This is a genomic window from Paraburkholderia sp. HC6.4b, assembly GCF_014200875.1.
GTDB classification, from domain to species: domain Bacteria; phylum Pseudomonadota; class Gammaproteobacteria; order Burkholderiales; family Burkholderiaceae; genus Paraburkholderia; species Paraburkholderia tuberum.
Map to the genome: position 1 here is coordinate 49,195 of NZ_JACHDC010000036.1, position 10,772 is coordinate 59,966.

The following is a 10,772-nucleotide window of genomic DNA, read 5'->3' on the forward strand; positions in this document are numbered from 1 at the left end:
TCAGTTGGGAGGGCCGGGTTCGGCCCTGGGGGAATTCGCCGTGCGCTGCACGGCGCGCGACGCAGTGGTGCTGCTGTCGGACGGTCCATTGCGCGTGCGCTTCGAAGCGCCTGGCGCGCGGATGATCGGCGACGCGCGCGTGTCGGGCATCGCGCGGCGGGCATCGGCGGCTAATTGTCTGCGCACGGTGCCGGGCATTTTCCGCCAGGTGCGCGCGATTGCCGCCGCGGCGGGCGGTATAAGCGGGATCGTGCGGCACGACCGCAACAAAAAACGCGTGTGAACCGTTGGAGCGGCTCACACGCGTCAGAGCGAACAGAAACGCAATTCGCTTAATTCTGGCCGTACGTGATCGTTTGCACGCCGGTGTCCGTGCCGAGCAGGCACAGGTTCGCGCCGCGGCCCGCGAACAGGCCGACCGTGACGACGCCGGGCCATGCGTTGATATGCGCCTCGAGCGTGCGCGGGTCGCTGATCCTCAAGCCCTTCACGTCGATGATCTCGTTGCCGTTGTCGGTGATGAACGGCACACCCTCTTTCGTCACACGCACGACGGGCACGCCGCCGAGCGCCGTCACGCGCCGGCCGATCGCGGTGCGCGCCATCGGCACGACTTCGATCGGCAGCGGGAAATGGCCCAGCGTCTCGACGACCTTGCTCGCATCCGCGATGCAGACGAAAACTTCCGACACCGACGCGACGATCTTCTCGCGCGTGAGCGCGCCGCCGCCGCCCTTGATCATCGCGCCGCTGTGATCGATTTCGTCGGCGCCGTCGACGTACACCGGCAGCGAGTCGATCTCATTCAGGTCGAGCACCTTGAAGCCGTGCGATTGCAGACGCGCGGTGGTGGCGAGCGAACTCGACACCGCGCCGCGATAGCGGGATTTGGTGGCGGCCAGCGCGTCGATGAAGCAGTTCGCGGTGGAGCCCGTGCCGACGCCGATCACCGAGCTTTGCGGCACGTTGGCATTCACGTAATCGGCGGCGGCCTGGCCGACCAGTTGCTTGAGTTCGTCTTGAGTCATGGGAGAGGCGGGGAAAGCGTGAAAAACCCGTAGTTTACCGGAGTGGCGCGGAGAAGGCCGGGTTTGGGTGGCTTTGTGCCGCGGACCACGCTTGTTTGCCGGACACGATTGGACACATTGAGACACAGGAATCATCCATCGCCATCACGAATTGATCGGCGAAATTGATCTATTCATGAATGCGCACCCGATGGACCTTGATCCCGCTTTCGAAAGGGAATACGACACTGGCTTTTGCGCCAAATTGTGGGGCTACACTAAAGCGCCTCCTGCGCAAATAGCTGTATTTTCCGCACTCAAAGCAAAACGCCCGGAACCACCACCGCGTTCCGGGCGCCCACAATCGGGCAACAAACAAGAACGACGACAGAAAAACTACTTCTTCACCGCCCGCTGCCGCACAGCCTCGAACAGACACACTCCGCTAGCCACGGATACATTCAAACTCTCCACCGTTCCCGCCATCGGAATGTTCATGACGACATCGCAGGTTTCACGCGTCAGGCGTCGCATGCCCTCGCCTTCGGCTCCCATCACGAGCGCCACCGGCCCGTCGAGTTCCGTTTCGTAGACACTCTTCTGCGCGTCGTCGGCCGTGCCGACCACCCAGACACCCGCGTCCTTCAGTTCGCGCAGCGCGCGCGCCAGATTCGTGACCGTGATGTACGGGACCGTGTCGGCCGCGCCGCTCGCGACTTTCGCGGCGGTCGCGTTCAGTCCCACCGCGCGATCGCGCGGCGCGATCACCGCGTGGGCGCCGGCCGCGTCGGCGACGCGCAGGCAGGCGCCGAGATTGTGCGGATCGGTCACGCCGTCGAGCACGAGGATCAGCGGCGAGCCGCTGATGCCGTCGAGCAGTTCGGCGAGATTCTGCGCAAGCGGCAGATCGCCCGCGCGCGCGACCACGCCCTGATGACGTTCCGTGCGCGCGAGGCCCCACAGACGCGTTTCGTCGGCGGCGATCAGACGCACGCCCGCGTCTTTCGCGGCGTGCAGGAATTCGGTCATACGACGGTCCTTGCGCGTCGCGTCGTAATAGACATCCTCGACCGTCGACGCATCGTGCCGGATACGCGCGGTCACTGCGTGGAAACCGTATAAGACCTTATGACGTGCCATGACTGAACAACCTTTGATGGGGCGCGCATTCAACGCGCGCCACTGTGATGAATATGAAACCAAAAGGCAGACCGCGCGCAACCGGCACGTGCTCACGTGCCCGCTGCGCGCGGTCCCGGCGCTGTGAAAGCCTCAGCGCTTCTTGCGTGCCTGCTTCGACGCCGCCTTGGTCGCGACACCGTGCTTCCTCGCCACGCGCGCTTCCTTGACCGCCGCGCTCTGCGCGGGCGCGGCCTTCTTGCGCCGCGGACCCGGCACCGACGCGCCACTTTCCACCGGCGGCATCACGCGCACGCGCGGGCCAGCGCCTTCTCCCTTGTCCGCCGCGATGCCACGTGCCGCAGGCGGCTTGATCGGCGTATCGCGCACAAGGCGGAAGTCGATCTTGCGCGCGTCGAGATCGACGCGGCTCACCTGCACGCGCACGCGATCCGACAGCCGGTAGCGAATGCCGGTGCGCTCGCCGCGCAGCTCGTTCTTGATCTCGTCGTACTGGAAGTAGTCGGAGCCGAGTTCGGTCACATGCACGAGGCCTTCGATGAACAGAGAATCGAGCTGCACGAAAATACCAAACGACGTGACGCCGTTGACCATGCCGCCATACTCTTCGCCGAGCTTGTCGCGCATGAAATAGCACTTGAGCCACGCTTCGACATCGCGCGATGCTTCGTCCGCGCGGCGCTCGTTCGCCGAGCAGTGCAGCCCAAGTTCTTCCCAGATCGCCACGTTGTTCGCGCGCCCGCGGGCGCCCCGCTTTTCCTCGTCGGCCTGTTGCATCGCGCGGGCGCGCGGCGACAGTGCGGTATTGAGCTCGACGCCGTGCGGCGGCTGCGGCTGATACTTACGGCCCTGCAGGATCGCGTAGATCGCGCGATGCGTGAGCAGGTCGGGGTAACGGCGGATCGGGCTCGTGAAGTGCGCGTAGGCCTCGTAGGCGAGGCCAAAGTGGCCGATGTTGTCGGGGCTGTAGACCGCCTGCTGCATCGAGCGCAGCAGCATCGTCTGCAGCATCGAGGCGTCGGGCCGGTCGCGGATCTGCGCCATCAGTGCGGCGTAGTCGCTCGCGTGCGGCGTGTCGCCGCCGCCGAGCGTCAGGCCCATGCCGCGCAGGAAGGTACGCAGGTTCTCGAGCTTTTCCGCGCTCGGGCCCGCATGCACGCGGAACAGGCCCGGATGCTTGTTGCGCTTGAGGAAGTCCGCCGCGCACACGTTCGCGGCCAGCATGCATTCCTCGATCAGCTTGTGCGCATCGTTGCGCGTGCGCGGCACGATCTGCTCGATCTTGCCCTGCGCGTTGCAGACGATGTACGTCTCCGTCGTATCGAAGTCGATCGCGCCGCGCTTCTGACGCGCCGCGAACAGCGCCTTGTAGACGCCATACAGATTCTGCAGTTGCGGCAGCAACGCGGCGCGGCGGGTCGCTTCCGGGCCTTTGGTGTTTTTCAGCACCGCGGCGACTTCGGTGTAGGTGAGCCGCGCGGCCGAATGCATGACGCCCGGATAGAACTGATACGCCTTCACGTCGCCACGCGCGGTGACGATCATGTCGCACACGAGCACGCAGCGGTCGACTTGCGGATTCAGCGAGCACAGTCCGTTCGACAGCTTCTCCGGCAGCATCGGGATCACGCGGCGCGGGAAATACACCGACGTGCTGCGCTCGATCGCGTCGGTATCGAGCCCGCTTTGCGCAAGCACGTAATGCGACACGTCCGCGATCGCGACGATCAGGCGGAAACCGTCGCCGCGGCCCACCTGCACCGGCTCGCAATAGACGGCGTCGTCGAAGTCGCGCGCGTCCTCGCCGTCGATCGTGACGAGCGGCACGTCGCGCAGATCGACGCGATGGCGAATATCGGCCGGGCGCACTTCGTCGGGCAGCTTCGCCGCTTCGGCCAGCGCGGCCTCGCCGAACTCGTGCGGCACGCCGTATTTGCGCACCGCGATTTCGATTTCCATGCCGGGGTCGTCGATATCGCCCAGCACTTCGACCACGCGGCCGAGCGGCTGCGAATGACGGCTCGGAAAATCGGTCAGCTCGACCACCACGACCTGGCCAACCTTCGCCTTGCGGGTGTTCTGCGTGATCAGGATGTCGTGGCCGATGCGCTTGTCTTCGGGCGCGACGATCAGCGCGCCGTTCTCGTTGAGCAGACGGCCAATCACGCGCTTGTTCGCGCGGTCGGTGACCTCGACGATGTGCCCTTCGGGCCGCCCACGCCGGTCATAGCCGACGATGCGCGCGAGCACGCGGTCGTTGTGCATGACCTTCTGCATCTCGCCGTTGGGCAGGAACAGGTCGTCCTGGCCGTCGTCGCGAATCAGGAAACCGTAGCCGTCGCGATGGCCCTGGACGCGGCCCGCGACGAAGTTCGACGGATGGGTCAGTTGATAGAGATTGCGCTGATCGAGCCGGATCTGGCCGTCGCGCTCCATTGCGCCGAGACGCTTGAAAAATCCTTCGCGCTCCTGGCGCTTGATCGACAGGGCTTCGGCGATGTCGTTCGCGGCAAGCGGCATTTCACTCGTGCGCAGCACGCCGAGGATTTCTTCGCGGCTTGGAATCGGATACGGAAATTTGCTCAAGGGCTTGTCGATGATTTTTTCTCGTTGCATGGACGTCGGTCGGCGATGTGATCCGGCCTGGAAGGCGTTTGCGTAATGCGCGCAGTCGCGCTCGGCTGCATCTGCACGGCGGCTGCGCTGGCTCGGTCATTGCACCTGCTGCTTTCTGCTCTTCTGCTCCCACTGCGATTTGCACCGGAAACTGCCTGGGTCCGGCTCGTTCGACGCCAGCCGACGCGCGTCTGCCTGATCGCAAGTGACACTCGCGTCGGGACGCCGGATGTGCATCGTGCCAACGAACTACTGCGAGGCATTCTAACACCCGTGTCGGGCGCCACGCGGGCCTGCGGCGGTGGTTGGGACGCATAGTGCGCCGGGCTCGCCGCGAGGTTGAATCGCGTTCGGCAAATCGCTTGACAGGTCGGAATCTGTCGCTATAATTGCGGTCTTTGCTGTTCATCACCTGCCCAGGTGGCGAAATTGGTAGACGCACTAGGTTCAGGTCCTAGCGGTGGCAACACTGTGGAGGTTCGAGTCCTCTCCTGGGCACCATCAGTTGTTCCGGCGTAAGCCGTAGTGGTCCGAGAAACCCCGTAAGATCAAGGTCTTACGGGGTTTTTTGTTGCCTGCAGTTCCGTTACGTTCCGCTGACGTCGATCATTTTTACGTATACTGTTGCGTATACCAGATTCGGGGGCTTTCCCATGCCCAGACGCGTCGATTCGAAGTCGGAATTGGTCTTTCGCGCCGCCAAGCCGCGCGCGCAGCCTTACCTGCTCGCTGATGGAAATGGTCTTGCACTGAGGGTCCGGCCAAACGGTACCCGGACGTGGCTGTTGCGATATCGGCGACCGGGCACCAGCAAGGAAAACTTCCTCAGCCTTGGTCCCTACCCTGACGTCTCGCTCGTGGATGCGCGTAAAGCAGCCACCATCGCGCGCAACCTCGTCCGCGATGGCACCGATCCCGTCGAGCACCGGAGAGCCGAGTCAGCGGCGCGCAAGCGCGCAGCCGAAGGCGCATTTCAGCTTGTGGCTCAGAAGTGGCTCGCATTCAAGCGCAAGGAGTGGGCCGATGAGACGTACCGGAAGGCCGAGTTCGTGGTGCGCGAGTACCTGAGTCCGGCGCTTGGCAATAAGCCGATTTCGACCTTGGCTACGCCCGAGGTCAAACCCGTGCTGGAAGCGATTGCGGCGCACGCGCCGAACCTCGCCACGAAAGCGCGCCAGTACGTCGGCGGCATCGTGACCTACGCAATACAACACGGTCTAAGAGAAGACGGTATTCCGCTGTCGCTGCGCGGCGTCATCCCACGGCATAAGAAAGGGCATATTCCGGCAATCACGAAACCCGCCGAGATCGCGCCGCTCGTGCAAGCCATTAACACCTATAAATCGCCGATCACGCGGGCCGCCCTGAAACTGACCATGCTTACCGGTCTGCGTCCGGGGATGGTCGCAGCCGCACCCTGGGACGAAGTGGATCTCGATGTGGCCGAATGGCACGTCCCGGCCGGCCGGATGAAGATGCAGCACGAGCACATCGTGCCACTGCCGAAGCAAGCGGTTGAGTTGCTCGAGGAGCTCGAGGCTCTGACCGGCCGCGGACACTACGTCTTCCCCTCACCGGCGCGCCAGAAGACGCCGCATTTGCACCGGGATGCCCTAAGCAAGGCATTGCGCGAATTGGGCTTCCAGGGAAAGCATGCAACTCACGGATTCCGCGGCATGCTACGCACCGTGGGGAGGGAGCGGCTAGGCATCGACATCGACATTTTGGAGGCGCAACTCGCGCACGCAAAACGAGGGGACGTGCAGAAGGCGTATGACAGGACAACCTTCGACGATGACCGTCGCCGCGTTATGCAAGAGTGGGCTGATTACATTGACCGGCTCTGCAGCGCGAAGCCGTAATTGAGCCGACCGATGACGACGCCCTCGCTACTTGGAGCACCGCCCATTCTCATTCAACGCCTTCTCGCTCGTCTTGGGCACCCTCCCCACTCGATTGTCAATCCCAAGGCGGGAGCCCAGTCGGGACAGCGTTTCCGCCTTGTCACGCTGGATCGATACCGTCAGTGATACCGGAAACTCCAAGCAGCAGTTGTCAGCTTTGACGAGACTGTATCGGAGAATCGACCCGTGCTTCCATTGAAAGATCGCAGACACGAAGCATTCGAGGACGGCTTCTGTCGAAATACCGTCGTCGATACCGTCAGGCACGTTCCAACACGGTCCCGGCAGAGCCTGCGGAAGCTATGCTACGCCCCTCAGAAGCGGGGAAGCTTCTCTGCGACAAAGCAAACGCTCTCGAAGCGCTACAGCCGCCGCAATCAAAATAATAGTGGCAAATTCTTGCACCGCCACGCTCAATTCCACGATTCCGGGCTGCGCCTCACCGATGTCGATCTCATATTGGCCGGCTGCTATTTCGACGTCTACATCTCATTTGCGCGGGCCCACCCGGTCTCAGCACCACCAGCGGTCAGAAAACCGACCTGGGATCCGACTCCGCTAACGGCACGTCGCTGATCCAGCGGTTCTTATTGACCCAGCGAGACTCGTCTCCTCCACCGTCAAGGCCGATCGTCAGCGATTTCTTCGCCCGTGACCTCGGCTAGGCGCAATGTCAGAATATTTTACACATAAGTTGACATTGTCAGATTTAAATCGTACATTGCTGACATTGGAGGGCGCTATGTCTGACGGACCATTCAGAAATGTCGCATTAACTGGTCGTTGGAAGGTATACGGCCAAAAGCTGGTTAGCGACGCCACGAGCGCTGAAGAGCGCATGGCGCAGGCTTGCCACAGCATGATTCGCGACGTAGACATGAAGACCTTCCATCCCCTTTTCGGCGAACTCAGAGCACATGCCCAGCGCCCCCAAATGGATCTGGACCCTGCGGCAGCGATCGAGACGATCTTTGATCGCCACCCCAGGTCGTTTCTGTCCGAGTCTCTGAACAGGCATTTGATCGCCAATCTCAGGGATCAGATTTCGACGAAGCAAGCACTTGATCAAGCGTTGGGGAACACGGCAAGAGAATGGATCGGCACCACTAAGAATCGGCTCGACGAACACTGCATTCGTGCCCGCGATCTTGGAGACATGAAGCGCGAGGATTATCGAAAGGGCCTTGAGCGAAACCACGAAACCTTTTCTGCCATGAAGCCTGATGAGCTCTGCGCTGCTTTGGCCTCCGGTAACAAGCGCGCATTTGGCGAAGCGCTCCATAAGAAAAGCGGCGTAGATGAGGGCCCTGAAGAATGAGCACTAGCGTCAAAAAACCAGCTAGATCGGAAAAGCGTCTGGTTGTCCTCGAGAATGGGCAGAAGCGCGGTCGTGCCGTCCCGAAGGATGCCGAAATCGCGGAAATCGGCCAGCACATCCGCTTTGATCCGTCAGCTCTCGATAGCTTCGACGTTGAGGGGTGCAAGCCAATTCACTACGATATGCTCGTTCTCTGTGCCGCCGTGGAGTTCGCTGATCGTCGCTGGAAGCGGCCGCTGGGCTGGCGGCGCATCTTACATGTGACTCTTCCCGTTGCCGCCCCCGAGAGTTGGCAGCAGCCGGAGGTTCTGAACAGCCTCCAGGGCGTCTTGAACCATCTGACCGGCGACACGTGGCAATTCACCTTTGTGAAAACGAAGGCGCCCTCGCCAATCGGCTCGCGACAGATACCTTTGGACTTTGGTAAGACCAAGACCTTTGCTGTTGCCTACAGCAATGGTTTGGACTCGCGCGCAGTATCGGCCTTGAGCGGCGCAAGGGACGAAGCCCTTTGTATCCGGGTCGCTGGAAATTACCAGCGCCCCAAGGACGGCGATAGCTACTTCACTCAGATTCCCTTCGAGATCAAGGAATACCGTGGCAGCGAGAGTAGCTTCCGCTCACGCGGATTTCAGTTCGCAGCGGTAACAGCGATTGCCACGCAGCTCTCGAACGTGACTCGGATTGTCGTTCCAGAGAGCGGACAGGGAGCGCTTGGACCGGTGCTGCTTCCGCTGTACAACGTTTACCCTGACTATCGCAACCATCCGACGTTCTTTCGAAAGATGGAGCAGTTCATCAGGGCATTGCAAAACTACCAGGTCAGTTTTGAGCAACCGCGCCTTTGGTTCACGAAAGGCCAAACACTAAGCGCATTCTTGCACATACCTGGAAAGTCTAAAGAGCATCTGACGAATACTCGATCCTGCTGGCAAACACGCCGAGTAGTTAATGTAGGTGAGAAGAAACAGTGTGGCCTGTGCGCTGCCTGCCTGCTGAGGCGCTTGAGTCTGCATGCCGCCGGAGTCACAGAGACTCGCGACACCTATATTGTGTTCGATCTTGCCGCCTCCGATGTGGGAGATGCTTTGTCGGTCATCCCTCAGAAGGCCGATAGAGACATCATGATCGAATATGGAAGCGTCGGTGCGCGCCATCTGCAGCATCTTGCGGACATGGCCGGTCGACCCGACGACGGTCTTCGCGCGTACGCTTCGCAAATCGCGATCGCGACCGGGGAAACCTATGAGGAAACTTTGAAAAAACTGAAATGGATGTTGGCATCACATGCCAAAGAATGGCGAGCATTTCTGTCCGCTCAAGGGCAACAAAGCTTCCTGAACAACTGGATGGATGGAGGACGCTATGGCTGATCTAAATGAGCTGACCTCACAGGAAATTGGACGCCGCCTGCGAATAGCACGAGAGAACGCAGCCATTCGGCAAGAGGATGCAGCCAAAATCATCGGCGTTTCCCGCCCCACTCTCGTATCCATCGAGAAGGGCGTACGCCGCGTGCGTATTCAGGAAATCCAGTTGCTCGGCCGCCACTACGGCGTATCAGTGAACGCTCTGCTCCGCCGGGAAGCCGTTCACGTCGACTTATTGCCTCGCTTTCGAAAATTGCGTGAAACAGAAGACGCGCAAACCGCTGATGCTATCCGGCTATTCAACGACTTGATTAAAGCGGATGTTGAAATGGAGAATATACTGGGCATTCAGCGCCGACGAAATTATCCGCCGGAGCGCGGCCTCAATGAGGGCGACGTCACGGCACTTGCCGAAAAGCATGCCAAGGAATTGCGCGACTGGCTTGGTCTTGGCTCTGGACCGATTGCCGACATTTTCTCGGTAATCGAGCTGGATCTTGGCATCCGCCTGTATCAGCGTCGCCTTGCTTCCAACTCGAAGATTGCGGGCCTCTTCAACTACGATGAAAGCATTGGTGCCTGCATTCTTCTCAACGCTAGTCATCCGTTACCCCGGCGCATCCAGTCCGCGGCGCATGAGCTCGGCCACTTCTATGGGACGCGTCAGACTCCGGAGGTGCTCGAAGAAGATGAGAAATTCCTGTCACGCGACGAGCGCTATGCCAACGCTTTTGGTCGTACTTTCCTGACGCCGGCCGAGAGTTTCTCGGAAAGCTTCCGCCAATTGAAGCAGATCACTGGCAAGACGACCCGCCGTCTAATAATTCTCCTCGCCCAACAGTACAACATATCGCGACAGGCGTGCTGCCTCCGGCTCGAGGAATTAGGGCTTGCCAAGAAAGGTACCTGGGTCTGGTTCGAGAACAATGGCGGCATCACCGATGAGCACGCTCGGGAGGTTCTCGGCGAAATGACTGAACGCCGAGATCCGGCGAAAAGCGATGCCGACCGTCCCATCTCCCACCGCCTGAGCTTGATGGCACATGCCGCCTGGAAGCGCGAATTAATGTCGGAAGGACAATTGGCGGAGTTACTAAAGTTAGGCCGAGTGGAAGTACGCGGCATTATCGATCAAATCGAGCTTGAGGAAAGGGATACGGATGAACTGCTCAAGCTCCCGGATTGATATCGTGAACCAATGGGTTCTCGACACCAGCGTACTGATTAACCTTCACGCGTGCAAATATGGTGAACGAATCCTCTCGGCCATCCCGAACGACATTCTCGTTCCCGAAATCGTCGCGGGAGAACTGGAACATGCTCCCCGCGTCACAATGGTTGTCGCCTGGATAAAATTGGAATCTGGGGGCGATAAAGAGAGAACAAGTTGGCGCGTTACGGAAAGACATTCAAGGAC

Annotated in this window: 8 protein-coding genes, 1 tRNA gene and 1 pseudogene; 7 read left to right on the forward strand and 3 right to left on the reverse strand. The window is 60.7% G+C overall.

Annotation, left to right across the window (positions count from 1 at the left end; genetic code table 11):
• Positions 1-40: 40 nt before the first annotated feature.
• The gene (locus tag HDG34_RS37375; protein WP_184068685.1) at positions 41-283 is read left to right on the forward strand and encodes a hypothetical protein; all 243 of its coding nucleotides are present in this window, start codon (positions 41-43) and stop codon (positions 281-283) included.
• Positions 284-332: 49 nt separating this feature from the next.
• On the opposite strand, the gene rpiA is transcribed toward HDG34_RS37375, so the two are convergent.
• The 3 genes from rpiA to rnr all read right to left on the reverse strand — a co-directional run bounded on the left by rpiA (position 333) and on the right by rnr (position 4,763).
• Positions 333-1,028 (reverse strand): ribose-5-phosphate isomerase RpiA, encoded by a 696-nt coding sequence (gene rpiA, locus HDG34_RS37380; RefSeq protein WP_184068688.1) that lies wholly within the window; start codon positions 1,026-1,028, stop codon positions 333-335.
• A gap of 375 nt (positions 1,029-1,403) precedes the next feature.
• Positions 1,404-2,147, reverse strand: a complete 744-nt coding sequence (rlmB, locus tag HDG34_RS37385; RefSeq protein ID WP_184029367.1) for a 23S rRNA (guanosine(2251)-2'-O)-methyltransferase RlmB — start codon at positions 2,145-2,147, stop codon at positions 1,404-1,406.
• Between the two features lie 132 nt (positions 2,148-2,279).
• Positions 2,280-4,763 (reverse strand): ribonuclease R, encoded by a 2,484-nt coding sequence (gene rnr / locus HDG34_RS37390; protein WP_184044026.1) that lies wholly within the window; start codon positions 4,761-4,763, stop codon positions 2,280-2,282.
• 414 nt (positions 4,764-5,177) lie between these two features.
• On the opposite strand from rnr, the gene HDG34_RS37395 reads away from it, so the two are divergent.
• The 6 genes and pseudogenes from HDG34_RS37395 to HDG34_RS38740 form a co-directional block, all read left to right on the forward strand.
• Positions 5,178-5,264, forward strand: a tRNA-Leu gene (locus HDG34_RS37395).
• 152 nt (positions 5,265-5,416) lie between these two features.
• Positions 5,417-6,625 carry an integrase arm-type DNA-binding domain-containing protein gene (locus HDG34_RS37400; protein WP_184068691.1) on the forward strand — a complete coding sequence of 403 codons (1,209 nt, stop codon included), beginning with the start codon at positions 5,417-5,419 and terminating at the stop codon, positions 6,623-6,625.
• Between the two features lie 784 nt (positions 6,626-7,409).
• The gene (locus HDG34_RS37405) at positions 7,410-7,985 is read left to right on the forward strand and encodes a hypothetical protein (protein ID WP_184068694.1); all 576 of its coding nucleotides are present in this window, start codon (positions 7,410-7,412) and stop codon (positions 7,983-7,985) included.
• On the forward strand, positions 7,982-9,358 hold the full coding sequence (locus tag HDG34_RS37410; RefSeq protein ID WP_184068697.1) for a 7-cyano-7-deazaguanine synthase: 1,377 nt from the start codon (positions 7,982-7,984) through the stop codon (positions 9,356-9,358). The genes HDG34_RS37405 and HDG34_RS37410 overlap by 4 nt, the downstream gene beginning before the upstream one ends.
• Positions 9,351-10,541 (forward strand): XRE family transcriptional regulator, encoded by a 1,191-nt coding sequence (locus HDG34_RS37415; protein ID WP_184068700.1) that lies wholly within the window; start codon positions 9,351-9,353, stop codon positions 10,539-10,541. Before HDG34_RS37410 ends, HDG34_RS37415 begins: the two co-directional genes overlap by 8 nt.
• Positions 10,542-10,545: 4 nt before the next feature.
• Positions 10,546-10,772: pseudogene (locus HDG34_RS38740) on the forward strand (hypothetical protein); the annotation flags it as partial.